Source organism: Actinomycetes bacterium, assembly GCA_036510875.1.
In the GTDB taxonomy this organism is placed as follows: Bacteria; Actinomycetota; Actinomycetes; order Prado026; family Prado026; genus DATCDE01.
On record DATCDE010000289.1, the window covers coordinates 1 to 24709 of the forward strand.

Annotated in this window: 25 protein-coding genes; 14 read left to right on the top strand and 11 right to left on the bottom strand. The window is 74.5% G+C overall.

The window, feature by feature from the left end; all coding sequences use genetic code 11:
- Window positions 1–270: 270 nt before the first annotated feature.
- Window positions 271–1245 carry an aldo/keto reductase gene (locus VIM19_16810; protein HEY5186516.1) on the bottom strand — a complete coding sequence of 325 codons (975 nt, stop codon included), beginning with the start codon at window positions 1243–1245 and terminating at the stop codon, window positions 271–273.
- A gap of 37 nt (window positions 1246–1282) precedes the next feature.
- Here VIM19_16810 and VIM19_16815 point away from each other — a divergent pair, with 37 nt between their 5' ends.
- Window positions 1283–2488 carry an SAM-dependent methyltransferase gene (locus VIM19_16815; GenBank protein ID HEY5186517.1) on the top strand — a complete coding sequence of 402 codons (1206 nt, stop codon included), beginning with the start codon at window positions 1283–1285 and terminating at the stop codon, window positions 2486–2488.
- Between the two features lie 27 nt (window positions 2489–2515).
- On the opposite strand, the gene VIM19_16820 is transcribed toward VIM19_16815, so the two are convergent.
- The 3 genes from VIM19_16820 to VIM19_16830 form a co-directional block, all read right to left on the bottom strand.
- Window positions 2516–3706, bottom strand: coding sequence for an MFS transporter (locus VIM19_16820; protein HEY5186518.1), 1191 nt, complete (start codon window positions 3704–3706; stop codon window positions 2516–2518).
- Window positions 3703–4851 (bottom strand): phosphoserine transaminase, encoded by a 1149-nt coding sequence (serC, locus tag VIM19_16825; GenBank protein ID HEY5186519.1) that lies wholly within the window; start codon window positions 4849–4851, stop codon window positions 3703–3705. Before serC ends, VIM19_16820 begins: the two co-directional genes overlap by 4 nt.
- An 88-nt stretch (window positions 4852–4939) precedes the next feature.
- Window positions 4940–6055 carry a citrate synthase 2 gene (locus VIM19_16830; protein ID HEY5186520.1) on the bottom strand — a complete coding sequence of 372 codons (1116 nt, stop codon included), beginning with the start codon at window positions 6053–6055 and terminating at the stop codon, window positions 4940–4942.
- A gap of 186 nt (window positions 6056–6241) precedes the next feature.
- Between VIM19_16830 and pdxH the strand changes: the two genes are divergently transcribed.
- Complete coding sequence (gene pdxH, locus VIM19_16835; GenBank protein HEY5186521.1) at window positions 6242–6895, top strand: pyridoxamine 5'-phosphate oxidase; 654 nt, start codon at window positions 6242–6244, stop codon at window positions 6893–6895.
- Between the two features lie 289 nt (window positions 6896–7184).
- Window positions 7185–8465, top strand: coding sequence for an MFS transporter (locus VIM19_16840; protein ID HEY5186522.1), 1281 nt, complete (start codon window positions 7185–7187; stop codon window positions 8463–8465).
- Here VIM19_16840 and VIM19_16845 read toward each other — a convergent pair.
- Genes VIM19_16845 through VIM19_16860 form a run of 4 tightly spaced genes read right to left on the bottom strand, consistent with a single transcriptional unit; the run spans window position 8438 to window position 11899 of the window.
- Complete coding sequence (locus tag VIM19_16845; protein HEY5186523.1) at window positions 8438–9124, bottom strand: UdgX family uracil-DNA binding protein; 687 nt, start codon at window positions 9122–9124, stop codon at window positions 8438–8440. The two genes, VIM19_16840 and VIM19_16845, sit on opposite strands and share 28 nt — an antisense overlap.
- 13 nt (window positions 9125–9137) lie before the next feature.
- On the bottom strand, window positions 9138–9752 hold the full coding sequence (locus VIM19_16850) for a hypothetical protein (GenBank protein HEY5186524.1): 615 nt from the start codon (window positions 9750–9752) through the stop codon (window positions 9138–9140).
- On the bottom strand, window positions 9749–10537 hold the full coding sequence (locus tag VIM19_16855) for a ParA family protein (GenBank protein ID HEY5186525.1): 789 nt from the start codon (window positions 10535–10537) through the stop codon (window positions 9749–9751). The genes VIM19_16850 and VIM19_16855 overlap by 4 nt, the downstream gene beginning before the upstream one ends.
- A 9-nt stretch (window positions 10538–10546) precedes the next feature.
- The gene (locus tag VIM19_16860) at window positions 10547–11899 is read right to left on the bottom strand and encodes a deoxyribodipyrimidine photo-lyase (GenBank protein HEY5186526.1); all 1353 of its coding nucleotides are present in this window, start codon (window positions 11897–11899) and stop codon (window positions 10547–10549) included.
- A gap of 127 nt (window positions 11900–12026) precedes the next feature.
- Here VIM19_16860 and VIM19_16865 point away from each other — a divergent pair, with 127 nt between their 5' ends.
- From VIM19_16865 to VIM19_16895, 7 genes are all read left to right on the top strand, one after another.
- A complete protein-coding gene (locus VIM19_16865; protein HEY5186527.1) occupies window positions 12027–12710 on the top strand; it encodes an iron dependent repressor, metal binding and dimerization domain protein in 684 nt (227 codons plus the stop codon).
- Window positions 12707–13591 (top strand): MoxR family ATPase, encoded by an 885-nt coding sequence (locus tag VIM19_16870; GenBank protein HEY5186528.1) that lies wholly within the window; start codon window positions 12707–12709, stop codon window positions 13589–13591. Before VIM19_16865 ends, VIM19_16870 begins: the two co-directional genes overlap by 4 nt.
- 96 nt (window positions 13592–13687) lie before the next feature.
- On the top strand, window positions 13688–13870 hold the full coding sequence (locus VIM19_16875) for a hypothetical protein (protein HEY5186529.1): 183 nt from the start codon (window positions 13688–13690) through the stop codon (window positions 13868–13870).
- 24 nt (window positions 13871–13894) lie between these two features.
- Window positions 13895–14854, top strand: a complete 960-nt coding sequence (locus VIM19_16880) for an AI-2E family transporter (protein HEY5186530.1) — start codon at window positions 13895–13897, stop codon at window positions 14852–14854.
- Between the two features lie 76 nt (window positions 14855–14930).
- Window positions 14931–15371 (top strand): flavodoxin, encoded by a 441-nt coding sequence (locus VIM19_16885; protein ID HEY5186531.1) that lies wholly within the window; start codon window positions 14931–14933, stop codon window positions 15369–15371.
- A gap of 63 nt (window positions 15372–15434) precedes the next feature.
- Window positions 15435–16229, top strand: a complete 795-nt coding sequence (locus VIM19_16890) for an SDR family oxidoreductase (GenBank protein HEY5186532.1) — start codon at window positions 15435–15437, stop codon at window positions 16227–16229.
- Window positions 16230–16445: 216 nt separating this feature from the next.
- Window positions 16446–16901 (top strand): SRPBCC domain-containing protein, encoded by a 456-nt coding sequence (locus tag VIM19_16895; protein HEY5186533.1) that lies wholly within the window; start codon window positions 16446–16448, stop codon window positions 16899–16901.
- 16 nt (window positions 16902–16917) lie between these two features.
- On the opposite strand, the gene VIM19_16900 is transcribed toward VIM19_16895, so the two are convergent.
- Genes VIM19_16900 through uxaC form a run of 3 tightly spaced genes read right to left on the bottom strand, consistent with a single transcriptional unit; the run spans window position 16918 to window position 21166 of the window.
- Window positions 16918–18468 carry a gluconokinase gene (locus tag VIM19_16900; protein HEY5186534.1) on the bottom strand — a complete coding sequence of 517 codons (1551 nt, stop codon included), beginning with the start codon at window positions 18466–18468 and terminating at the stop codon, window positions 16918–16920.
- Entirely contained in the window at window positions 18465–19712 is a 1248-nt protein-coding gene (locus VIM19_16905; GenBank protein ID HEY5186535.1) for a mannitol dehydrogenase family protein, read from the bottom strand. Before VIM19_16905 ends, VIM19_16900 begins: the two co-directional genes overlap by 4 nt.
- A gap of 32 nt (window positions 19713–19744) precedes the next feature.
- Window positions 19745–21166 (bottom strand): glucuronate isomerase, encoded by a 1422-nt coding sequence (gene uxaC / locus VIM19_16910; protein ID HEY5186536.1) that lies wholly within the window; start codon window positions 21164–21166, stop codon window positions 19745–19747.
- An 86-nt stretch (window positions 21167–21252) separates the two neighbouring features.
- Between uxaC and VIM19_16915 the strand changes: the two genes are divergently transcribed.
- The 4 genes from VIM19_16915 to VIM19_16930 all read left to right on the top strand — a co-directional run.
- A complete protein-coding gene (locus tag VIM19_16915) occupies window positions 21253–22515 on the top strand; it encodes a lactate racemase domain-containing protein (GenBank protein HEY5186537.1) in 1263 nt (420 codons plus the stop codon).
- Window positions 22516–22554: 39 nt separating this feature from the next.
- Window positions 22555–23142: an NAD-binding protein gene (locus tag VIM19_16920; protein ID HEY5186538.1), complete on the top strand. Its 588-nt coding sequence runs from the start codon at window positions 22555–22557 to the stop codon at window positions 23140–23142.
- Between the two features lie 38 nt (window positions 23143–23180).
- Window positions 23181–24554: a transaminase gene (locus VIM19_16925; GenBank protein HEY5186539.1), complete on the top strand. Its 1374-nt coding sequence runs from the start codon at window positions 23181–23183 to the stop codon at window positions 24552–24554.
- Window positions 24551–24709: short-chain dehydrogenase (locus tag VIM19_16930; protein HEY5186540.1), on the top strand; the 159-nt coding region annotated here is incomplete at its 3' end. The genes VIM19_16925 and VIM19_16930, both read left to right, overlap by 4 nt.

Genomic DNA, 24709 nt, shown 5'->3' on the forward strand with positions numbered 1-24709 from the left:
GGCCGACCTCCGCCCGCTCGCGGCGCGGCTCGAGGGGTACCGCGGCCCGGCCTGGACGGCGTCGGCGATCGTCCTGGTGCGCAGCCAGAACGGGCCCAGCCCCGAGCACGTCCCGGTGACCCGCTGGTCGCTGACCGGTGCGCCGCCGCCGTCCCGCTAGGCTCGCGGGCTGTGAACCCCCGGAGCCGCCGCGTCGTCACGCTGGCCGCTTTGGCCGGCCTCGTCCTGTTCGTGGTCGTCGTCGCTATCACCCGCTAGCGCTCGCACGGGTCACCAGGCGTAGGCCTCCGGGGCCGGGCCGCCCGGGCCGGGGAAGATCTCGTCCAGCCGGGCCAGGGTGTCCTCGTCCAGCGCGACGTCGAGGGCCGAGACGGCGGTGTCCAGCTGTCCCAGCGTCCGCGGCCCGACGATCGGCCCGGTCACCGCAGGCTGGGACAGCAGCCAGGCCAGCGCCACGTCGGCCGGCTCGACGCCCTGCTCGCCGCACAGGTCCTCGTAGGCGGCGATCTGCTCGCGGTGCAACTCCAGGGCCTCCTGGGCCCGGCCCTGGGTCCGCCGCACCCCTTCGCGCTCCTTGCGCAGCACCCCGCCGAGCAGCCCCCCGTGCAGCGGCGACCACGGGATCACGCCGAGCCCGTAGTCGTCGGCCGCCGGCAGCACCTCCAGCTCGACCGAGCGCTCCAGCAGGTTGTAGATCGACTGCTCGCTCACCAGGCCGAGCCCGCCGCGGCGGCGGGCCGCCTCCTGGGCCTTGGCGAGGTGCCAGCCGGCGAAGTTCGAGGAGCCGACGTAGAGCACCTTGCCCTGCTGGCGCAGCACGTCCATGGCACCCCAGATCTCCTCCCAGGGAGTGGCCCGGTCCACGTGGTGCATCTGGTACAGGTCGATGTGGTCGCTCTGCAGCCGGCGCAGCGACGCGTCGCAGGCCCGCCGGATGTTCAGCGCGGACAGCCGGCCCTCGTTCGGCCAGTCGCCCATGTCGCCGTACAGCTTGGTGGCCAGCACGGTCCGCTCCCGGCGGCCCCCGCCCTGCGCGAACCAGCTGCCGATGATCTCCTCGGTGCGGCCCTTGTTCTCGCCCCAGCCGTACACGTTGGCGGTGTCGAAGAAGTTGATGCCGTGCTCGTGGGCGCGGTCCATGATCGCGTGGGACGACGGCTCGTCGGTGACCGGCCCGAAGTTCATGGTGCCGAGGACGATGCGGGAGACGGACAGGCCGCTGCGGCCCAGTTGGGTGTAGTCCATGGACCGACCCTGCCACCGGTCGGGCCAGAATGCACACGTGCCCCAGCCGCTGGACGACGCCCTGGCCGACCTACGGCCGCTGCTCCTGGACCCGGACCGGCTGCTGCGCGCCGTGGCCGGCGGACGGCGGCGCGGCGCAACCCCGACCTGGCGCCGGGTCGAGCTGCGGCCGGTCGACCTCAGGGCCGGCCGCCGGCTGCAGGTGGTCGCCCACGACGCCGCCCAGGCGCACACCCGCAACCACGCGTACGGGCCGGAGGCGGCGACCGCTGTGGACGAGCTGCTGGCCGAGCCGTTCGGCAACTGGCACCTGGAGACCGTCGAGGCGACCGTGCAGCTGCGGGTCACCAAGAAGGGCGAGGCCCAGGTGCACCGCGCCGTCGCGGCCCGCGAGCTGGCGGTGTCGCGGGCCCACGACCGGCCCAAGCCAAGGCTGGTGGACCCGGCCGAGCCGTTCCTGCACGCGCTCGGGGTGACCGACGCCCAGGGCCGGGTCAAGCCGTCCCGGCAGGACAAGTACCACCAGGTCGAGGAGTTCGTGCGCGCCCTGGACGCCGTCCTCGACCCGGCCCGGCTGCCGCATCGGCCGGTGCGCGTCGTCGACCTCGGCTGCGGCAACGCCTACCTCACCTTCGCCGCCTACCGGCACCTCGCCGGTGCCCGCGGCCTGCCGGTCGAGCTGGTCGGCGTCGACGTCAAGGCCCAGGCCCGCGAGCACAACTCCGCGGTCGCGGCGTCGCTGGGCTGGGCGGGCGACGTGCACTTCGTCCAGGGCACCATCTCGGACGCCGACGTGCCCGCCCCCGACGTCGTCCTCGCGCTGCACGCCTGCGACACCGCGACCGACGAGGCGCTGGCCCGCGCGGTCCGCTGGCAGGCCCCGCTGGTGCTCGCGGCGCCGTGCTGCCACAACGACCTCCAGCGCCAGCTGGCCGCCGCGGACCGGCCGCCCGAGCCGTACGGGCTGCTGGCCCGGCACGGGATCCTGCGGGAGCGGTTCGCGGACGTGCTCACCGACGCGCTGCGGGCCGCGCTGCTGCGGCTGCTCGGGTACCGGGTGGAGGTGGTCGAGTTCGTGGCCTCCCAGCACACCCCGCGCAACACCCTGATCCGCGCGGTCCGCACCGGGGCCGCGCCCACGCCCGAGCTGGTGGCGCAGTACCGCGAGCTCACGGCGGCCTGGCAGGTCACGCCGGCGCTGGCCCGGCTGCTGGACGACGAGCTGGCCGACATCCTCCGGTGACCGCTCCCGCCGACGTCAGCCGCCAACTCAGCCGGCGACGCCGAGCCGCCGGCGGCTGGCCAGCAGCCCGGCCATCGCGACCAGTGCCAGCGCCGGCACCAGCAAGAACGCCGCCCGCACGCTGAACGAGTCGGCCAGCGCGCCCAGCGCAAACGGCCCCAGCCCCACCGCGAGCCCGGCGCCCAGCGAGGCGCGGGCCGAGGCCAGGTCGGTTCTGCCGGCCGAGGCGTGCAGCGCCCGCCCGATGGTCAGCGGGTACTGCAGGCCCATGCCGAGGCCGGCCACGACCAGGCCGACGACGGCCAGCCAGGCCACCGGGGCGGCCCAGAACACAGCGAAACCGACGAGCAGGACGCCCAGCGAGCGCAACAGCAGCGCGTCGACCGCGTGCCGCGCCGTCCAACGGCTGCCCAGCAGCCGGGAGACAGTCATGCCGGCCAGCACCGCACCCCAGGACGCCGTCGCGTAGCCGGGCGGCAGCGCGAACCGGGTGCGCAGCAGGTCGCCGGACCACAGCGACAGGCAGAACTCGATGGCGATCACGCAGACCAGCACGCCCCAGCTGACCCAGTACGCCGCGGGCAGCCGCCGCACACCGCCGGGGTGCGCGTCGCGGTGCACCGGCAGCTGCTCCGGCACCGGCACGGTGCGAAAGGACAGGTACACCGCGGCGGCCAGCGGCAGCAGCACGAGCAGGCCGGCCCGCCAGCCCAGCCCGACGGCGACGGCGGCCCCGACCACCAGGGGGGCCACCGTGCCGACACCGCTGGCCATCGCGTTGGCCTGGGACAGCGCGGCCGGCGCCGCCGACCCGTGGTCGTCGGCCAGGACGGCGTTGACCGTGTTGACCAGGAACGACCCGGCCGTCCCGGCGACCAGCGCCCCGGCGAGGGTGACCGGCAGGCTGCGTCCCCCGACGTAGAGCAGCAGGCCGGCACTGATCCCCAGCACGCCGCTCCACAGCACCAGCCGGCGACCGAACCGGGCGACGACCGCCGACCCGGCCAGCCCGGCCACCACGGCACCCACCGCCATCGCGGTGCCGTGCAGGCCGCTGAGCGCGCGGCTGACCCCGAGCTCGGCCCCCACGAGCGGCACGGTGGGCCCGAACCCGTAGAGGAAGAACGCCCACAGCCCGAGCAGCAGGTAGCCCGCCCAGGTCAGCCGGTCCCGGACCAGGCGCGGCCCACGGCTCCCGCTGGGTGCGGCGGCGGTCACCCCAGCTGCGCGACGACGAAGTCGATGCACTCCGTGAGCGCGGCCACGTCGGCCGGGTCGACCGACGGGAACATGGCGATCCGCAGCTGGTTGCGGCCCAGCTTGCGGTACGGCTCGGTGTCCACGATCCCGTTGGCTCGCAACGCCTTGGCCACGGCGGTGGCATCGACGGCGTCGTCCAGGTCGATGGTGCCGACGACCTGCGACCGCTTCGCGGGGTCGGCGACGTACGGCGTCGCGAAGTCGGACTTCTCGGCCCAGGTGTACAGGGCGCCGCTCGACTCGGCGGTGCGCTGAACGCACCAGTCCAGGCCGCCCTGGGAGTTGAACCAGTCGACCTGCTCGGCCATCAGGAAGATGGTGGCGAGCGCGGGGGTGTTGTACGTCTGGTCCAGACGGGAGTTGTCCACCGCGGTCTGCAGGTCCAAGAAGGCGGGGATCCACCGGCCGCTGCCGCTGATCTCGGCGATCCGCTCGATGGCGGCCGGGCTCATCAGGGCCACCCACAGCCCGCCGTCCGAGCCGAAGCTCTTCTGCGGTGCGAAGTAGTACACGTCGGACTCGGCCGGGGCCATGGGCAGGCCGCCCGCTCCGGAGGTCGCGTCCCACACCATGAGCGCGCCGTCGTCGGCCCCGGCCACCCGCCGTACCGGCACGGCCACGCCGGTCGAGGTCTCGTTGTGCGGGCTGGCGTAGACGTCGACGCCGGGCTCGGGGGCGAACTGCGGCGCGTCACCGGGTTCGCTCGTGACGACGGTGGGGTCGGCGAGGAACGGCGCGGCCTTGGCAGCGGCGGCGAACTTGGAGCCGAACTCGCCGAAGGACAGGTGCTGGCTCTTGGTCCGGATCAGGCCGAACGTCGCGGCGTCCCAGAAGGCGGTGGAGCCGCCGTTGCTGAGCACGACCTCGTGCCCCTCGGGCAGCCCGAACATCTCGCGCAGGCCGGCGCGCAGCCGGCCCACCTGGCTCTTCACCGTCTTCTGCCGGTGCGAGGTGCCCAGGTAGCTCGTGGCCACCGCGCTGAGGGCCGCTACCTGCTCGGGACGGACCTTGCTCGGCCCAGAGCCGAACCGGCCGTCAGCCGGCCGGAGATCGGCCGGGATGACGATCTGGGTGGGATCGGTGCTGACGGCGTCAGTGCTCATGGCAGGCCCAAGGGTTCGCGGCTGGTCGGGAACGTCATCCAGCCTAGGTGCCGCCCCGCGGCGGCTCGAGCCAGGGGCCGCGGCCGGGCTACAGGTAGGACGGCTCGATCATCTCCGGGCCCCAGCCGGGCACCGCCTCGGGCTGGCGCGGTCCCGCTCCCACGTACCGGGCGGACGGGCGGACCAGCCGACCGGTGCGCTTCTGCTCCAGGATGTGCGCGCTCCACCCGGCCAGCCGGGCGCAGGTGAACATCGAGGTGAACAGGTGCGCCGGCACCTGGGCGAAGTCCAGCACGATGGCGGCCCAGAACTCGACGTTGGTCTCGAGCACCCGGTCCGGGCGGCGGGCGCGCAGCTCGCTGAGCGCCGCGCGCTCCAGCGCCTCGGCCGCCTCGAACCGGGGGGCGCCCAGCTGCTGGGCGGTGCGGCGCAGCACCCGGGCCCGCGGGTCCTGGGCCCGGTACACCCGGTGGCCGAAGCCCATCAGCCGCTCGCCCTTGTCGAGCACCGACTTCACGTAGCCCTCGGCGTCGCCGCTGCGCTCGATCTCCTCGATCATGCCGAGCACCCGGGACGGCGCCCCGCCGTGCAGCGGGCCGCTCATGGCGCCGACGGCGCCGGAGATCGAGGCCGCGACGTCCGCGCCGGTCGAGGCGATGACCCGGGCCGTGAACGTGGAGGCGTTCATGCCGTGCTCGGCGGCGGAGACGAAGTAGGCGTCGACGGCCTGCACGTGCTTGGGGTCCGGCTCGCCCCGCCAGCGGATCATGAACCGCTCGACGATGGTGTGCGCCTCGTCGATGTGGCTCTGCGGCACCATCGGCAGGCCGATCCCGCGCGCGGACTGCGCGACGAAGGACATGGCCATGACCGACACCCGGGCCAGGTCCTCGCGGGCGACCGTGTCGTCGATGTCCAGCAGCGGGTGCAGGCCCCACGCCGGGGCGAGCATGGCGATCGCGCTCTGCACGTCCACCCGGACGTCACCGGAGTGCACCGGGATCGGGAACGGCTCGGCCGGCGGCAGTCCCGGGTTGAACTCGTTGTCGACCAGCAGGCCCCACACGTTGCCGTAGGAGACCCGGCCCACGAGGTCCTCGATGTCCACGCCGCGGTAGCGCAGCGAGCCACCGTCCCTGTCCGGCTCCGCGATCTCGGTCTCGAAGGCGATGACGCCCTCCAGGCCGGGCTTGAAGTCCGACATGCGCCGCTCCTGTGCTCTGACCGGGGGGTGTCCGGCGATCTCGTCAATGGGCCTACCGGTGGGTAGCGCCCCCCATCTCACCACGCTCGCCCGAGCCCTGGCACATCGCGGGTGGGGCGGGGCGTGTGCGCTGTCCGGACGCCGTCCAGACGACGGGTCGTGCCCCAGGGTGCTAGGAACGGGCCCATGGAGCACGACTTCGCCGCCCTGCGCCGCGAGTACGCCGACCGGGGGCTGTCCGAGCAGGACGTCGCCACCGACCCGGTCGAGCAGTTCCACCGCTGGCTGGCCGACGCGGTCGCGGCCGGCATCCCCGAGCCGAACGCGATGGTCTTGGCCACGGTCGACCCCGACGGCCAGCCGAGCGCCCGCACCGTGCTGCTCAAGGGCGTCGACGCGCGCGGGTTCGTGTGGTTCACCAACTACCGCTCCCGCAAGGGCCGTGACCTCGAGGGGAACCCGAGGGCGGCCCTGCTGTTCGCGTGGGTGGGGATCGAACGGCAGGTGGGCGTCACCGGCACGGTCGAGCGGGTGGGCCCGGAGGAGTCGGCGTCCTACTTCGCGCAGCGGCCGCACAGCGCCCAGCTGGGCGCCTGGGCCAGCGAGCAGTCGGAGGTGATCCCGTCGCGGGACTGGCTGGAGGAGCGGGTCGCCGCCGTGGCGGCGCGGTACCCGGCTGGCAGGGCGGTGCCGATGCCGCCGCACTGGGGCGGGTTGCGGCTGGTGCCGGAGTCGCTGGAGTTCTGGCAGGGGCGGACCAGCCGGCTGCACGACCGGCTGCGGTACCGTCGGGACCCGGACTCGGCCCAGGGGTGGACGCTCGCCCGCCTGTCGCCGTGAGGGTCGGGTTCGTCAGGGTCCGAGCAGGGGGCCGGGCAGCAGCGACCCGCGGGCCCTGCCATGGGGCAGGAGAGCCGGAGGACGAATCCGGCGCCCGCGGGTCGGGTGACTGCCTGGTACTGGCCAACCGCCCTGCGGCCGGTCGCACCGGAGCCGGCGGCTAGCGGACAGCCACCTCGCTCGTCCGATCACTGATCAACTGTCGGACCACCTCCTCTCCTGCGTGCCTTCGACGGTACGTCGCCGACCCGACAGGTACCACCGGATTTGCGGATGGCACCCTGACGCCGTGTCCCGATCCTGGTGGCCGTCCCGGCCGGCTGCGCGCGCGCTGGCCAGGTCCGTCGTCGCCGACGTCACCCCGCTGCGGGTCTCGCCCGCCTACCGGCGGCTGTGGATCGGGCTGACCGTGTCCAACCTGGGCCAGCAGATGACCGCGGTGGCGATCGCCATCCAGGTGTTCGCGATCACCGGGTCGTCGCTGTCGGTGGGTCTGGTGGGAATGTTCGCGCTGGTGCCGCTCATCGGGTTCGGGCTGTACGGCGGGGCGATCGCGGACGCCGTGGACCGGCGCCGGCTGCTCATGGTGACGTCGTCCGGCCTGGCCGTGATGTCGGCGGTGCTGTTCGCGCAGGCACTGATGGGGCTGCGCTCGGTGGGCCTGCTCTACGCCGTGGTGGCGGTGCAGTCGGCGTTCTTCGCGGTGAACAACCCGGCCCGCGGCGCCGTGGTGCCGCGCCTGCTGCCGCTGGACCTGCTGCCGGCCGCGAACGCCCTCGGCCAGGTGACCTTCAACCTGGGATACACCCTCGGGCCGCTGCTGGGCGGTGCGGTGTACGGCCTGTTCGGGCCGCAGGCGGCCTACGGCACCGACCTGCTGACCTTCGGGGCGGCGCTCTACGCGACCTGGCGGCTGCCGTCGCTGCCGCCGCTGGGTGCGCGGCACGAGCGGGCCGGCCTGGTCATGGTGGCCGAGGGGCTGCGGTTCCTCAGGGGCCAGCGGATCCTGCTCATGGCGTTCGCGGTCGACCTGGTCGCCATGGTGTTCGGGATGCCGCGGGCGTTGTTTCCCGCGGTGGCCGAGACGTTCTACGGCGGGGGAGCGGGGACGGTAGGGCTGCTGGCGGCGGCGCCGGCGTTCGGGGCGCTCGCGGCCGCGCTGTTCTCCGGGGGCCTCAGCCGGGTGCGCTGGCAGGGCCGCGCGGTGCTCATCGCGATCATCATCTGGGGCGCGGCCATCGCGGCGTTCGGGCTCACCCGGACGCTGGTCGTCGGGATGGCGTTCCTGGCGGTGGCCGGCGCGGCCGACATGGTGAGTGCGGTGTTCCGGACGACGATCCTGCAGGTGGCCACCCCGGACGCGCTGCGCGGACGACTGCAGGGCGTGTTCATCGTGGTGGTGGCCGGCGGCCCGCGGCTCGGCGACGTCGAGTCGGGCGCGGTGGCCCAGCTGTTCACCCCGACCGTGTCCATCGTCAGCGGCGGCCTGCTGTGCATCGCCGGCGTGCTGCTGCTGGCGGCGCGCCACCCCGCCTTCGCCCGCTACGACGCCCAGTCCCCTGCCGGCTGACTTCCCCCGAGGACGGCGGCGGCGGTGCGCAGGTCGCTCACCAGGGCGGCGTAGGCGGCCTCGCGGTCGTCGGCGCGCAGCACGGCGGACGGGTGGGTGGTGGCCAGGAACCAGCCGGAGTGGACCGCGGCCGGCTCGTCGGCCCAGCCGGCCCGCGGGAGCAGCCGGCCGCGCATCGCAGTCACCCGAAACGACGGGCCGAGCAGCGCCTTGCCCGCGGTCGCGCCGAGCAGCACCACCACCAGCGGGTCGACGATGGACAGCTCGGCCCGCAGCCACGGCGCGCAGGCCGTGAGGTGGGCCAGGTCCGGCGTCTGGTGGATGCGCCGCCCGCCGGCCTGGCTGCGGAACCGGAAGTGCTTGACCGCGTTCGTCACGTAGGCGCTCGCCCGGTCGAGTCCGGCGTCGGTCATGGCCCGGTCGAGCAGCTGGCCGGCCGGGCCGACGAACGGCAGCCCGCGCCGGTCCTCGACGTCGCCCGGCTGCTCGCCGACCAGGGCGACCCGGGCGGTCGCGGACCCGGCCGAGAACACGGTCTGGGTGGCGCCCTCGAACAGCTCGCAGCCGCGGCAGCCGACGGCGGCCACCCGCAGGCCGTCCAGCCCGACCCCGGTCGGGACGAAGGCCGCGGCCCCGTCAACGGCCGCCCCCGTGGTCACCGGCGGCTCGGGCTCAGCCGTCGACCCACACCGAGACCAGCAACGCGGTGGCCTCCTCCGGGCTCATCCCGCTCATGGCCGCCTTGGACTTCAGCCGCTTGCGCAGCGACTTGGTGACCGGCACGACGAGCTCGACCTGCGGGTCGGCCGCCGTGTCATGCCCCCTGGTCGGCTTCTCCTCCCGCTTGTGCTTCTTCGGCTTCTTCACCGTCGACGGCGGGGTCGGCCGGACCGCGCTCGGCACGCTGCGCGGCATCAGCTCGGACAGCGACGGGATGGTGGCCCGCCCGGTCCGGGCCCGGGGCGGCTCCTCCGCGGCGGGCTTGCGCGCCTCAGCCTCGGCGACGGGCGGCAGCAGCGCGTCCCTCCCGGCCAGCGGAGCCGGCTCGGCGGCCTGCGGGTCGGCCGTCCGGCTGCGGGCCTCGGCCACCCAGGCGTCGACGTCGGTCGGCCCGCCGGCCTCGTCGGCCGGCTGGGCGCCGTGCGGCCCGAGCGTGCGGCGGGGCAGCGCCGGCCGGGGGGCCGGGTTGCGCGCGGGCCGGGGCGCCGGGTTCGATGCCGGCTCCGGCTCCGGCTCCGATGCCGACGCCGATGCCGACACCGGCTGGGACGGAGGCTTCTTGGTCATCGTCGTCCTCTGGTCAGGGGCCCGTCGTCGACCCGTTGGGCGAGCAGGGCCCCCAGGTGGTCGTCGAACGCGTCCGCGATCTCCCGGGCGCCGGACGACCGCCACGCCTGCACCGGCACGCACGCGCCCTCGGCCTGCTGGATGGCGGTGCGGTCCGGGATCACCGGCTCGACGAGCAGCCCGTCGTAGACCCGGCGCAGCTCCTCCAGCCGGTAGCGGTGCTCGAGCGACTGCGCCCGCATCTTGTTGACCACGATCCCGTACGGGCGCAGCCGCAGGTTGTCGGCCTGGACCAGGTCGACCGCCTCGAGCGCGGCCGCAGCGCCCTGCAGGGCGAACAGGCTCGGCTCGGCCACCACCACGGCCTGGTGGCTGGCGGCCAGCGCGTTGCGGGTCAGCGCGCCCAGGGACGGCGGGCTGTCGACCAGCACCAGGTCGTAGTCGGTCAGCCCGCTCATGGCGATCCGCAGCCGCAGGGTGGCCTCCCGGCCGACGTTCGCGTTGTGCCGTTCGAGCAGGGAGTCCGCGGCGATCAGCTCGACCTCGGGGCCCCAGCCGCTGGGCACGATGGCGTGGGCCAGCAGCTCGGGGCGCGGGTCGGAGAGCACGTCGCTGGCGGTGAACAGCACCCGGGCCGGGTCGAGCACGGTGGAGGCGTTGCCCTGCGGGTCGAGGTCGACCACCAGGATGCGCAGCCCGTGCTCCCACGCCGCGCCGGCCAGTCCGAGGGTCACCGAGGTCTTGCCGACCCCGCCCTTCAGGCTGATGACGCTGACGACTCGCACCCGGGGAGGCTAGCGCCTGAGCTGCTGGTAGCGACGCAGAGCCTCGGTCCGTTCCACCGAGTGGTCGACGATCCGGTCCGGGTAGCCGGCGGGCGGACCCCCTCGGAGGGCCCACGGCTCGTGCACCGCGGGGCCGGGGACGCCCCGCAGCTCGGGCACGTACCGCCGCACGTAGTCGCCGTCCGGGTCGAACCGCAGTCCCTGGCCCACCGGGTTGAACACCCGGTGGTACGGCGCGGCGTCGGTCCCGGTGCCGGCGACCCACTGCCAGCCGTGCTGGTTGCTGGCCAAGTCCCCGTCCACGAGGTGTCGCAGGAACCAGTGCGCGCCCAGCGGCCAGGGCAGGTGCAGGTCCTTGACCAGGAAGCTGGCCACCACCATCCGCACCCGGTTGTGCACCCAGCCCTCGGCGAGCAGCTGCCGCATCCCGGCGTCCACGAACGGGTAGCCGGTGCGCCCGGCCTGCCAGGCGGCCAGCCGCTGCTCCGCGAGCGCACCGGTGTCGTGCTCCAGGGCCGCCAGTCGCGGCTGCAGGGACGTCCGGGCCGACCCCGGCTGGTGGTGCAGGACGTCGGCGTAGAACTCCCGCCAGGCCAGCTCGCGGCGGAACGTCTCGTGCCCCGGGCGGTCGCCCAGCTCGGCCAGCAGGGTGCGCGGGTGCAGCTCGCCGTACTTCAGGTGCACCGACAGCCGAGAGGTCCGGTCGCGGTCGGGCCGGTCCCGGTCGCTCGCGTAGCCGTCCAGGTCGGCCTCGGCGAAGGCCAGCCAGCGCTCGGTCGCGGCCCGCTCGCCGGCGGGGGGCAGGACGACGGTGCCGAGGTCCGGCTCGGCCGGCAGCGCCTGGGCGCCGTCGAGCGCAGCCCAGCGCACCCGGTCCGTCCCGGCCGCGGGCGGCCGCCAGCCGTGCGCGCCCCAGGCCCGGTAGAACGGCGTGTAGACCCGGTACGGCGTGCCGTCGCCCGTGCGCACCCGCCCCGGCGCCACCGCGTACGGCGACCCGGTGCGCACCAACGCGACGCCGCGCCCGGCCAGGGCACGCTCGACCGCGGTGTCCCGTCCGGCCCCGTACGGCCCGTGGTCCGCGGCCACGTGGACCTCGTCGGCACCCAGCAGCGCGGCCACCGCGGGCAGCACCGCGACCGGGTCGCCGCGGCGCACGTGCAGCGCCCCACCGAGGTCGCCGTCCAGCGCCCGCAGGCTGCGGAGCAGGTAGGCCTGCCGGGGCGCCCCGGCAGGCCTCCACAGCGCCGGGTCCAGCACGAACAGCGGCAGCACCGAAGCGTTGTCCCGCGCAGCGGCGAGCAGCGCCGGGTTGTCGGCCAGCCGCAGGTCGCGGCGTACCCACCACACCCGAACGCCCATGGCCGTCGACCCTAGGGGCCGGGCGCGGACCCCGCAGTTCGGAGCTGGGGGGCAGCGAAGGCCGCCGTGATCGGTGAGAATGGGGGCCGGGTTCCCCACCGACGAGCGACAAGGCGGACCGGACCGCGTGAGCGATCTCATCGACACCACGGAGATGTACCTCCGCACGGTCTTCGAGCTGGAGGAGGAGGGCGTGGTCCCGCTGCGCGCCCGCATCGCCGAGCGGCTGGGCCAAAGCGGTCCCACCGTCAGCCAGACCGTGGCCCGGATGGAGCGCGACGGCCTGCTGGTCGTGCAGGGGGACCGGCACCTCGAGCTGACCCCCCAGGGCCGCCAGGTGGCGACCCGGGTGATGCGCAAGCACCGGCTGGCCGAGCGGCTGCTCGTCGACGTCATCGGGATGCCCTGGGAGGAGGTGCACGCCGAGGCCTGCCGCTGGGAGCACGTGATGTCCGAGGCGGTCGAGCTGCGGCTGCTCGAGCTGCTCGGCCACCCCACCGACTCCCCGTACGGCAACCCGATCCCCGGGCTGCACGAGCTGGGGGACGCCCCGAGGCCCGATCCGCACGAGCGGCTGGTCGGCCTCGACGAGGTCGCCACCGCGAGCCCCCGGCGGGTAGTTGTGCGCCGGATCGGTGAGCCGCTGCAGGGCGACCCGGCGCTCATGACCGCGCTGCGCCGGGCCGGCGTCCAGCCGGGGGAGCTGGTCAGGGTCCGCAGGTCGGACGGCACGGTGCTCGTGGGCAGCGCCGACGAGTACGCCGAGCTGAGCCTCGAGCTGGCCGCGCACGTGTCCGTGGTGCGCGCGTGACCGCGCCGGTCTTCGCCTCCGTTGCCGACGTCCGGGACCGGCTGGCGAGCGCCGGCTACCTGACCGACGACGCCATCGCGACCGTCGTGTTCCTGGCCGACCGGCGGGGCAAGCCGCTGCTCGTCGAGGGACCGGCCGGCGTCGGCAAGACCGAGCTGGCCAAGGCCGTGGCGGCGGCCACCGGCGCCGGGCTGGTGCGGCTGCAGTGCTACGAGGGGCTGGACGAGGCCCGTGCGCTCTACGAGTGGAACTACAAGAAGCAGCTGCTTCGGATCCAGGCCGCCCAGTCCTCCTCGGACGACGCCACCTGGGACGCCGTCCACGACGACATCTTCAGCGAGGAGTTCCTGCTCGAACGGCCGCTGCTCGCCGCGATCCGACGGACCGAGCCGACCGTGCTGCTCGTCGACGAGACCGACAAGGCCGATGTCGAGGTGGAGGGGCTGCTGCTCGAGGTGCTCTCCGACTTCCAGGTCACCGTCCCCGAGCTGGGCACCATCACGGCGACCCGGCGTCCGTTCGTCGTGCTGACGTCGAACGCCACGCGGGAGCTGTCCGAGGCGCTCAAGCGCCGGTGCCTGTACCTGCACCTGGACTACCCGGACGCCGCCCGCGAGAAGGCCATCGTGCTCACCCGGGTGCCGCAGGTCGCCGACGCGCTGGCCGAGCAGATCGTTCGCACCGTGCGGGCGCTGCGCAGCCTGGAGTTGCGCAAGCCGCCGTCGATCTCGGAGACCATCGACTGGGCGCGCACCCTGCTGGCGCTGGGCCTGGACACCCTCGACGCCGACGCCGCCGGCGGAACGCTGGGCGTCGTCCTCAAGCACCACGCCGACCAGCAGAAGGCGCTCAAGCAGCTGCACCTCGCCGACCGGTCCTGAGCCGACCCGCCGGGGAGCAACGTCTCTCGTCCGGTCCCACGCAGCCGCTAGCGTCAGGGCAGGCGGGTCGGTCGGCTCGCGCGAGGAGGGTCCGGCATGGCTTCCGAGCCTGCGGACCCGGGCGAGCAACCGTCCCGGGTGCGGACCGAAAGTCCGGGTCGCGGCCGCGCCCGAGTGGGTGTCCCCGCGCGCGCTGTGGTCAGCATGGTGGTGATCGGCCTGTTCGTCGGCCGGGCCATGGACCCGGGCGTCACCTTCTTCAACCGGAGGTGGGGCTAGCGGCCGGGGGCGGGCACGGGGGCGATCTTTGCGGCAGCGGCCCTGTTCACCGTGCTGCTCATCGTCGTCCTGATCCCGGCGATCGAGCAGCTGGCCGGCCAGATCGCCCAACAGCTGCCGGTGTGGATCGAGCAGGTCTCGACGACCTTCCACCTGTCGATCGGCGAGAGCTCGGCCCAGGCCAGCGCGGAGGAGTTCAACCAGCAGCTGTCGGCGTGGGTGCAGGACAGTGGCTTCAGCCTGCTCGGCCTGGCCGGCAGCGCGGTCAGCCTGATCTTCCCGTTCTTCACGATCGCCATGTTCGCGTTTCACTTCGCGGCCGACGCCCCGCAGATCCGCCGTGCGTTCCTCACCCGGTTCCAGCCGAGCACCAGCAGCGGATCGGCTGGGCCACGGACACCGCGGTGGAACAGACCGGCGGCTACTTCGACCCGCGGCTACTTCGACCCGCGGCTGCTGCTCGTGTTCATCAGCGGTGGGCTGTTCTTCGTCGTCATGCTGGCCGTCGGGGTGGACCTCACGATCGCGCTGCCGATGTCGGTGTTCGAGGGCTTCGTCGCCGAGTTCATCCCGACGGTCGGCACCTACATCGGGGCGGCCGTCCCGATCATTGTCACGCTCGGGCTGGTCGGCGTGGTCCCCGCGCTGATCCTGCTGGGCCGGACGCTGATCTCCCAGCAGGTCGAGAACGACGTGCTCAGTCCCAAGATCAGCTCCAAGACCATGGAGCTCAACGGCGGAGTAGCCTTCGCGGCCGCGATGGCCGGAGGGGCGGTCGCCGGGCCGATGGGCGCCTTCATCTCGTTGCCGATCGCGGCGATGATCACGTCCCACCTGCGCAACTCCTCCCGCCGCCAGCCGCTGGCCTACCGCTCGCACTACGACCCGATCCTGGCCGACACGGTCGAGGAGCCACCGCCGCAGGAGGCTCCCGAACGCGGCGCCGAGACCCCGCCGGAGCCGGCCCGGCCGCAGACCGACTGACCCTGGCTGGCCCCTTCCCTCGACGCGGCCGGGGCGGCAGACTCGGTCCTGGGGGGCACCGCGGCAGGAGGTCGCCATGCGTGTGCTCATCGTCGTCGACTCGAGGTGCAGCGGAACCCGCAAGCTGGCCGAGGCCGTGGCCGAGGGCATGCTGCCGCACGACGTCCTGCTCGAGGACGTCGGCAGCCCGGCACCCGGCCGGGACGTGGACCTGGTGGTCGTGGGCGGTCCGCGGATCGACCCGGAGCTGGCGGCCTGGCTGGCCGGTCTCGAGCCGGTGGACTGGGTGCGCGCAGCGGCGTTCGACACTCGCTCGGAGCCCCAGCGGCCGCTCACCGGGGCGACCGGCCACGGGATCGGCCAACAGCTGCGGCGGGTCGGCTACCGGCTGATCGCCGCCCCGGAGAGCTTCCGCGTGGACGGCCCGGCGGAGGCGCCCGACCAGCCGGCCGAAGGGGAGCTGGACCGGGCCAGGGCCTGGGGCGCCGCGCTGGGCACCCGGCTCCCCGCCGGCTGACCCCCCCTCTGCAGGAAGGTGCCCTTCATGCGGGGTGGGGGTGGCCGCCGGTAGGTTGCCGGGATGGTCGATCTCTTCCGCCCCGGGCTGCTCGACGGCCGTACCGCGCTGGTCACCGGAGGGGGCACCGGCATCGGCCGGGCCACCGCGCTGGAGCTCGCCTCGCTCGGGGCGAGGGTGGCGGTCACCGGGCGGCGCGCCCAGCTCGTCGAGGAGACCGCCGCGCTGGCCCAGCGGGCCGGGGGTGACGTGCTCGCCTACCCGTGCGACGTCCGTGAGCCGGACCAGGTGGACGCCATGCTGGACGCCGTGCTGGCCGCGCACGGACGCATCGACATCCTGGTGAACAACGCCGGCGGCCAGTTCGTCTCGCCGGCCGAGGGCATCTCGCTCAACGGGCTGCGGGCGGTCACCCGGCTCAACCTGGACGCCGTGTTCAACCTGACCACCCAGGTGGCGAACCGGTCGATGATCCCCCACGGCTACGGCAAGGTCGTCTCGGTCGTCATCAGCCCGCGGCGGGCGATGCCCGGGATGGCCCACTCGGCGGCCGCCCGCGCCGGGGTGGAGAGCATGACCCGGACCATGGCCGTGGAGTGGGGCCGGCACGGCATCCGGCTCAACTGCGTGGCCCCCGGCATCATCCACACCGAGGCCTGGGAGCGGTACGGCCTGGACCCCGACCTGGTGGCCTCCGCGCTGCCGGCCGGTGTCCTCGGAACCCCGGAGGACGTCGCGCACGCGATCGTCTTCCTGTCCACGCCGGCCAGCGACTACATCACCGGCGACACGGTGCTGGTGGACGGCGGCCTGGACAACGCGGGCCCCACGACCGGGTGGGCCACGAATCGCGGCTGAGGCCGGCCGCAAGCGGACTCCAAGCGGACCGACAGCGGCCGAGGGCAGGGTCTGACTCGGATCGACCACGTCGCCGGCCTCGCGCCGGTCTGCGCCGAGGCCTACCGCTGCGGCAGCCAGTCCCGCATGATGTCCCGCATCGACCCGGCGACGCCGTCGATCCTGCTGTGCGCACGGGATCGTCACCGGCTCCTGACCGAGACCGACGGAGGCGTCATGCAGACCCGAAGCTTCACGCTCTACGTCGCGGCCACGTCCGGGCAGGTGTGGCGGGCCCTCACCGACCCCGAGCTGACCCGCCAGTTCTACTTCGGGCTGGCGGTCTGCTCGGACTGGACCCCCGGCGCCACCATCACGTTCTGCGGTGGGGAGCCGGCCTCGACGCTGGTCGGCCAAGTGGTGCACGTCGACCATGGACGCCGGCTGGTGCACAGCTTCGGCAGCGGCAGCGGCAGCGGCAGTGACGGCGACCCGGCCGACGACGCGCAGTCCTGGGTCAGCTGGGAGCTGACCGACATCGAGCCCGGCGTCGTCCGGGTGGCGCTCACCCACGACGATCTCGAGCGCCGGCCGGACGTCGAGCTCGACGAGTCCTGGCTGCGGCTGCTCTGCAGCCTGAAGACCCTGCTGGAGACCGGAGCGGCGCTGCTGCCCCCGACGGCAGAGGGCTGAGCGTCGATCGCCGTTTCTAGGACCGATCCGAGTCGTGGGGGCGGCCGAACAGCTCGGCCACTGGCACGAGCCCCTCGATGAGCCCGGGGATCGCCGCCCTGGTGGACCGGTACGCCTCGACCAGGGCCGGGTCGGCGGTGACCTGCGCGGCGTCGTCCGCGGCGGGGTCCGGCAGCAGGGCCAGCGCCGACTCGAGGTCGGAGGCGAGGCCCAGCGCAAACAGCCCGAGCGCTGCCGCCCCCCGCGCCGTCCCTTCCTCGGTGCCCACCAGGTGGAGCGGCCGGTCCAGCACCGCCGCCAGCACGTCGCGCCACAGCGGCGAGCGGAACACCCCACCGGTCACCCGGACGGCGGTCACCGGCTGCAGCCGGTCCAGCCGGTCCAGGATCGTGGACAGCTGCAGGCAGACCCCCTCGACGGCGGCCCGCACCAGGTGCGCCCGGGTGTGCCCGCGGCGCAGCCCGAGGTAGGCGCCGGGCAGGTCCGGGTCCCACAGCGGAGCCCGCTCGGCCAGCAGGTACGGCAGCATCACCAGCCCGTCGCTGCCGGGGGACACCGAGGCGGCCAGGTCCAGCACCGCCTCGTCGGCTGCGGTGCTGCCGGCCGCGGCGACCAGGTCCGGCACCAGCGCCGTGCCCGCCCACCGCTCGACGATCCCGCCGTTGCTCACGGCGCCCCCGACCACCCAGCGCTCGTCGGTGAGCGCGTAGCAGAACAGCGCCGCGTCCAGGTCGGCCGGGGGCGCGGGGACGACCATCCGGATCGCGCCACTCGTGCCCAGGCTGAGCCCGGCCACGCCCGGCGCCAGCGCCCCGGTGCCCAGGTTGCCCAGCGGTCCGTCGCCGGCGCCGAGCACCACCGGCGTCCCTGCGGCCAGTCCCAGCCGTCCCGCCGTCACGGCCGACAGGCCCAGGTGATCGGTCGTCGGGCGGACCGGCGGCAGCTGGTCCACCCGAGCCCCGGACAGTGCCACCGCCGTGGGGTCCCAGTCCCGGGTGGCCAGGTCGAGCAGCCCGGTGCCGGACGCCGACGACAGCTCGGTGACCAGGGTCCCGGTGAGCCGCCACACGACGTAGTCCTTGAGCCCGAGCCACCAGCGCACCGCGGCCGCGGTCTGCGGGTCGTCCTGGTGGAACCACATGAGCTTGGTCAGCGGGGTCATCGGGTGCACCGGCGTGCCGGTCCGGCGTTGCAGCTCGGCCGCCTGCCCGGAGGCGCGCAGCGCGGCCGCCTGGGCGCCCGCCCGCGCATCGGCCCAGGTGAGCAGCGGGGTGAGCGGCCGATGCTCGGCGTCCAGGCCGATCAGCCCGTGCATGGCCGTGCTGATGGAGATCCCGACCACCTCGGCGTCCGTGGCGGCCGCGACGCACTCGGCCAGCGCGCCCTCGGCGGCCGCCATCACCAGGTCCGGGTCCTGCACCTGCTGGCCGGGCGCGGGCTGCAGCAGCGGGTACTCGCGGACGGCGACCTGCCGCCAGGTCGAGCCGACCGCGAAGGCGACCGCCTTGGTGCCGGTGGTGCCGACGTCCAGGCCCAGGATCACCCGGGGGACAGCGGGGGTGGTCATGACGGGCCCAGCTCCTTCGCGACGGCGGCCACGGCGGTGACCAGCTCGGGGTCGGCGCCGGCCTCGGGGTCCAGGGCGGCCAGCACCCGGCGGGTGGCCTCGGTCAGCGGCCCCCTGGCCAGCGGCAGGTACTGCTCGGCTCGGACGTCGTCCACCGGCCCTCCCGCGCCGCGCAGGTGGCAGACCCAGGCGGCCAGCGCCAGCGTCGCACCCTCCGGCAGCCGCCCGGCCGCGCGCTCGGCCCGCAGCGCGGGGAGGATCCGCACCGGCAGCTTCTGCGAGCCGTCCGCGGCGATCTGGGCGAGCCGGTGCTGCATCCGCGGGTTGGCGAACCGGTCGAGCAGCGCGGCCCGGTACGCCGTCAGCTCGACCGCCGGCTGGGGCAGGTGGACCGACGCCTCGTCCCACCAGGCCCCCAGCCAGCGGCGGACCACCGGGTCGGCCACCGCGTCGGCCACGGTGACCGCGCCACGCAGCGGTGCCGCGTAGGCGAGCAGCGAGTGCGCCCCGTTGAGCAGCCACAGCTTGCGCTGCTCGAACGGCGCGAGGTCGTCGGTGAGCAGCACGCCGGCGGCCTGCCACGACGGTCGGCCCGCGGGGAAGGCCCCGCTGACGACCCACTCGCTGAACGGCTCGGTGACGACGGGGACGGCGTCGTCCACCCCGGTGGCCGCAGCGACCACCCGCACGTCGTCGTCCGTCGTGCGCGGGGTGATCCGGTCGACCATGGTGGTCGCGAACGAGACCGACGAGGTCAGCCACGGCAGCATCCTCGGGTCGGCCCGCTCGGCGAACCCGGTGACGGCGCGGGCGAGCACGGCCCCGTTGTGCGCGAGGTTGTCGCAGGGCAGCAGCGTGAGCGGTCCGGCGTCGGCGTCTCGTCTGGCCACCAGGCCGGCGACCAGCCGCTCCACCGCGCTCCCGGGGCCCGGCCGGTATCCCGCCTCGGTCACCGTGAGGGTCACCACGGCGAGGTCGGGGGAGGCCAGATAGCCCAGCCACGCCTCGTGGTCGGTAGCGGCGTGCGCCGCGGACACGCTGCCGACCACCTCGAACCGGTCACCGTCGGCGGCCCTGGTGACCAGCGTGTAGAGGCCGTCCTGGCCGGCCAGCGCCTCGGCGAGGGCGGCCGAGCGGCCAGCGAACGCGGCGATGCCCCACTCGGCGGCGTCCGGGGAGTGGTGGGTGTACCAGGCCTGGTGGGCTCGGAAGAAGCTGCCCAGCCCGAGGTGGACGACGCGCACGGGCGGTGCCGGCGCGGTCCGTCGCAGCCGGCTCACAGGCCGAACACGGCCGTCGGGCGGCCGACCACCAGATCGACGGCCGTCCCCAGCGCCTCGTCCTCGTCCAGCCGGTGCTCGACGACCAGTCCGGCCAGGAAGCCGGCGTCCAGCCGCCGGGCCATGTCGTGCCGGGCCGGGATCGAGCAGAACGCCCGGGTGTCGTCGACGAAGCCGGAGGTCTTGGCGAAGCCGGCCGTCTCGGTCACCGCGCGGCGGAACCGGCGCGCCGCGTCGGGCGCGTCCAGGAACCACCAGGGAGCGCCCAGGTAGACCGAGGGGTAGAACCCGGCCAGCGGGGCCAGCTCCCGGGAGAACGCCGTCTCGTCGAGGGTGAACAGCACCAGGGTGAGGTTCGGGTGGGTGCCGAACCGCTCGAGCAGCGGCCGCAGCGGGTCGGTGAATCCGGCGCGCAGCGGTATGTCGTGGCCGGTGTCCGGCCCGAACGCGGCGAGCGTCGGTCGGTGGTGGTTGCGCCGGACGCCGGGGTGCAGCGTCATGGTGAGGCTGTCCTCGGTGGCCATCCGGGCCATCTCGAGCAGCATGTGCCGGCGCAGCGCGGTGGCCGCGGCCGGGTCGACCCGGCCGGCCAGCGCCGTCGCGTAGACGCGCTCGGCGTCGGCGGCGTCCAACGGCTCGGTGCCGACGTCCTCGTGGCTGTGGTCGGTCGAGACTGCGCCGTGGGCCCGGAAGTATGCCCGGCGGGCCTCCATGGCCGCGACCCAGCCGGCGTAGCTGCCGGTGTCGACGCCGGCCACCTCGCCGAGCCGGCCGACCAGTGCGGCCCAGTCGGCGGCGGCCGGCTCGAGGTAGCGGTCCGGCCGGAACGTCGGCAACACCCGGTGCGGCCAGGTCGGGTCGGCGGCCAGCGCGGCGTGCGTCGCGAGGTCGTCGCACGGGTCGTCCGTGGTGGCCAGCACCGAGATGCCGAACCGGTCGAACAAGGCCCGCGGCCGGTAGCCGTCCTGCCCGAGCCGCTCGGCCACCGCGTCGTAGACCGCGTCGGCCGTCTCGGCCGAGGGCCGCACCCGGACGCCGAAGATCTCCGCGAGCTCGGCCTCCAGCCAGTACCGGACCGGCGTGCCCCGGAAGACCGGCCAGTGGGCGCACAGCTGCCGCCAGACGCCACGGGCCTCGGCCTCGGACAGCGGGCCGCGGCCGACCCCGAGCTGTTCGAGCGGGACGCCGTTCGCGTGCAGCAGCCGGGTCACGTAGTGGTCGGGGGTGACGAACAGCGTGGCCGGGTCGGGGAACGGCTGGTCGTCGAGCAGCAGCCGAGGGTCGACGTGCCCGTGCGGGGAGATGATCGGCAGCCCCCTGACCGCCTGGTACAGCCGCCGGGCCACCGCCCTGGTGCCCGGCTCGGCCGGCAGCAGCCGGTCCGGATGCGGGGCCAGCGGGGCCGCGGTGATCGTCATGCTGGCCATCCTCGGTCCCGCCGCGCCCGGGAGCAATCGGCCCCCCGGTGATTGCCTCGGCCGGCGCCGGGACGCAGGGTGGGGTCATGACCACTGCGGCCGTACCCATGATCGGTGGGCCGGACGGCGTGCTCGACCCGGCCGAGGTCCGGGCCTTCGTCCACGAGCAGGTCGCCGCCCTCGACCTCGACGGGCGCAGCCTGTGCGTCCTCGTCCCGGACGCGACCCGCAGCTGCCCGCTGCCGCTGCTCCTCGGGGCGGTAACCGAGGCGGCCCACGGACGGGCCGGCCGGGTGAGCGTGCTCGTCGCGCTCGGCACGCACGCGGCCATGGACGAGCCGGCGCTGGCTCGGCACCTCGGCTTCCGGGCCGGCGCGCTGGAACAGACCTATCCGGGCGTGCGGGTGCTCAACCACGAGTGGTGGGACCCGCAGGCCTTCGCGAGCGTCGGCACCATCGGCGCGCAGCGGCTGGCCGAGCTGTCCGACGGGCGGCTGGCCCGCGACGTCGACGTCCGGCTCAACCGGGCGGTCGTCGAGCACGACGTGACGCTCATCGTCGGGCCGGTGTTCCCGCACGAGGTGGTCGGCTTCTCCGGCGGCAACAAGTACCTGTTCCCCGGGGTGGCCGCCCAGGACGTCATCGACGTCTCGCACTGGCTCGGCGCGCTGATCTCCAGCGCCGAGATCATCGGCACCCGGGGGACCACCCCGGTGCGCACGCTCATCGATGAGGCCGCAGCGCTGGTGCCAGGCGAGCGGCACGCGCTGTGCGTGGTGGCCCAGTCCGGCACGGGGGCGCTGCACGCCGCCGCGTTCGGGCCGCCCGAGGCGTCCTGGGCGGCGGCCGCGGACGTCTCCGCGCAGCTGCACGTGCACTACCTCGCTGCGCCGGTGCGCCGGGTGCTGTCGGTGATCCCGGAGAAGTACCAGGACCTGTGGACCGGCGCGAAGGGCTTCTACAAGGTGGAGCCGGTCGTCGACGACGGCGGCCAGGTGGTGCTCTACGCCCCGCACATCACCGAGGTGTCGGCCATGCACCCGCGGATCCTCGAGATCGGCTACCACTGCCGGGACTACTTCCTCGGCCAGTGGGACCGGTTCGCCGGCGTCCCGTGGGGCGACCTCGCGCACTCCACCCACCTGCGCGGGGCCGGCTCCTGGGACGCCGCGCAGGGCGAGCGCGACCGGGTCACCGTGACGCTGGCCACCGGGATCCCCGAGGACGTCGTCCGCTCGGTCAACCTCGACTACCTCGATCCGGACGGTGTGGACGTCGACGACTGGGCGGCCGACCCGCAGGCCCTGGTGGTCCCGCAGGCCGGCGAGGTCCTGTTCCGCCTCCGCTGACCCGCCCCCCCGTGCGCATGAAGGTGCCCTTCTGCGCGTGTGGCCGCAAACATGCTGGCCGGAGCCGTCGGGTTCGTGGCCGCCGCGGACGACGACCTGCTCAACCTCAGCGCGCTCCAGCTGGCCCGGCAGCGCAACCCGCAGCTGTTCGTGATCGCCCGGCAGAACGACCCGGCGAACGCGCCGCTGTTCCGCGCGCTCGGCCCCGATGTCCTGCTCGTCGCGGCCGAGGTGATCGCCCACGAGGTGCTGGCCCGGCACGGCAGCCCCACCCTGGAGGCGTTCCTCCGCGACGTGCGCGGCCGCGACGACGCGTGGGCCGACCGGCTGCTCGAGCTGTTGACCGGCTGCTGCGGGAGCCGGGTGCCCACCACCTGGCAGGTCGACCTGACGGCGGTCGGGGCGCCGGCGCTGGCCGGCCGGCTGGCCGTCGCCCGGGTGCCGCTCGAGGACCTGCTGCGCAGCCCGGACGACCGGGGTCATCCGCTGGACGCCGCGACGCAGGCCTCCGTGGTCACCGGGGAACTGGTCCCGACGACCTGGCTGGGCCGGCAGCAGCGGCGCGGCGGATCGGACGCCGGAAGAGATGCCGGGAAGGACTCAGACTTTCGAATCGAAAGTCACTGACCTTTGACAGATTGTGAATCAAACGTCACAGTCCCGGCATGACCACCATCGACCGCAGCCGCCTGACCGCCCTCATCGCACGCGAGCGAGCCGCCTACGCCGCGGCACACCCCCAGGCCCAGGAGCTGTTCGGCTCGGCCGGGCACCTGTTCGGCCGGGTCCCGATGACCTGGATGGCCAAGTGGAGCGGAGGGTTCCCGCTCTACCTCGACCGGGCGCACGGCAACCGCATCGTGGACGTCGACGGGCACGAGTACGTCGACTTCGCCCTCGGCGACACCGGGGCGATGGCCGGGCACAGCCCCCGGGCCACCGTGGACGCGGTCACCGAGCGGATGGGTCGCCTCGGCGGTCTCACCACCATGCTGCCGACCGCCGACGCGGAGTGGGTCGGGGCCGAGCTGACCCGCCGGTTCGGGCTGCCGCTGTGGTCGTTCACGCTGACGGCCACCGACGCCAACCGCTGGGCGATCCGGCTGGCCCGGCTCGCGACCGGCCGGCCCAAGATCCTCACCTTCGCCTACTGCTACCACGGCTCGGTCGACGAGGCGTTCGCCGTCCCCGGGCCGGACGGCGAGGCGGTCGCCCGCCCCGGCAACGTCGGCGCGCCGGGGGACCTCGCCATGACCACGCGGGTGGCCGAGTTCAACGACCTGGCCGGCGTCGAGGCCCAGCTCGCCCACGGCGACGTCGCGGCGATCCTCACCGAGCCGGCGCTGACCAACATCGGCATCGTGCTGCCCGAGCCGGGGTTCCTGGAGGGGCTGCGCGAGCTGGCCACCAGGTTCGGCGTGCTGCTGATGATCGACGAGACCCACACGATCTCGGCCGGCGCCGGTGGTGCGACCCGCGCGTGGGGCCTGCAGCCGGACATCTTCATCATCGGCAAGAGCCTCGGCGGTGGGATCCCGAGCGGCGCCTACGGCATCAGTGAGGACCTCGCCCGCCGGATCCAGGCCCACCCGGAGGCTGACCTGGTGGACGTCGGCGGCGTGGGCGGCACCCTGGCCGGCAACGCGCTGTCGGTCGCGGCCATGCGCGCCACCCTCGAGCAGGTGCTCACCGAGGAGGCGTTCGCCCGGATGGTCGACCTGGCCACCGAGTTCACCCGCGGGGTGCAGGAGACGATCGACCGCACCGGTGTGGCCTGGTCGGTCAGCCAGCTCGGGGCCCGGTCGGAGTACCGGTTCGCCGCACCCGCTCCGCGCGACGGCAGCTCGTCCGCGGCGTCCAGCGACGACGACCTGGACGAGTTCCTGCACCTGTACCTGGTCAACCGTGGCGTGCTGATCACGCCGTTCCACAACATGGCGCTCATGTGCCCGGACACCAGTCGCGCGGACGTCGACCTGCACACCGGGCTGTTCGCGCAGGCGGTCGACGAGCTCGTGGGCACCGGCGAGGTCCGGTGAGCTCGGAGGCGACGCCGGCAGCCGTCTTGCCCCTGCCGGAGGTGTACTCGCTGGCCGGCCGAGTGGCCCTGGTCACCGGGGCCGGCTCGCCCGACGGCATCGGTTTCGCGGCCGCGCGGCTGCTGGCGTCGATGGGGGCGCTGGTCGCGGTGGGC

Coding starts and splice junctions, on each gene's coding strand:
- VIM19_16810 (HEY5186516.1), bottom strand. CDS start 1,245: ATGGACTACACCCAACTGGGCCGCAGCGGCCTGTCCGTCTCCCGCATC.
- serC (HEY5186519.1), bottom strand. CDS start 4,851: ATGAGCACTGACGCCGTCAGCACCGATCCCACCCAGATCGTCATCCCG.
- VIM19_16830 (HEY5186520.1), bottom strand. CDS start 6,055: ATGTCGGACTTCAAGCCCGGCCTGGAGGGCGTCATCGCCTTCGAGACC.
- pdxH (HEY5186521.1), top strand. CDS start 6,242: ATGGAGCACGACTTCGCCGCCCTGCGCCGCGAGTACGCCGACCGGGGG.
- VIM19_16850 (HEY5186524.1), bottom strand. CDS start 9,752: ATGACCAAGAAGCCTCCGTCCCAGCCGGTGTCGGCATCGGCGTCGGCA.
- VIM19_16860 (HEY5186526.1), bottom strand. CDS start 11,899: ATGGGCGTTCGGGTGTGGTGGGTACGCCGCGACCTGCGGCTGGCCGAC.
- VIM19_16875 (HEY5186529.1), top strand. CDS start 13,688: ATGGCTTCCGAGCCTGCGGACCCGGGCGAGCAACCGTCCCGGGTGCGG.
- VIM19_16885 (HEY5186531.1), top strand. CDS start 14,931: ATGCGTGTGCTCATCGTCGTCGACTCGAGGTGCAGCGGAACCCGCAAG.
- VIM19_16890 (HEY5186532.1), top strand. CDS start 15,435: ATGGTCGATCTCTTCCGCCCCGGGCTGCTCGACGGCCGTACCGCGCTG.
- VIM19_16895 (HEY5186533.1), top strand. CDS start 16,446: ATGCAGACCCGAAGCTTCACGCTCTACGTCGCGGCCACGTCCGGGCAG.
- VIM19_16900 (HEY5186534.1), bottom strand. CDS start 18,468: ATGACCACCCCCGCTGTCCCCCGGGTGATCCTGGGCCTGGACGTCGGC.
- uxaC (HEY5186536.1), bottom strand. CDS start 21,166: ATGACGATCACCGCGGCCCCGCTGGCCCCGCATCCGGACCGGCTGCTG.
- VIM19_16915 (HEY5186537.1), top strand. CDS start 21,253: ATGACCACTGCGGCCGTACCCATGATCGGTGGGCCGGACGGCGTGCTC.
- VIM19_16925 (HEY5186539.1), top strand. CDS start 23,181: ATGACCACCATCGACCGCAGCCGCCTGACCGCCCTCATCGCACGCGAG.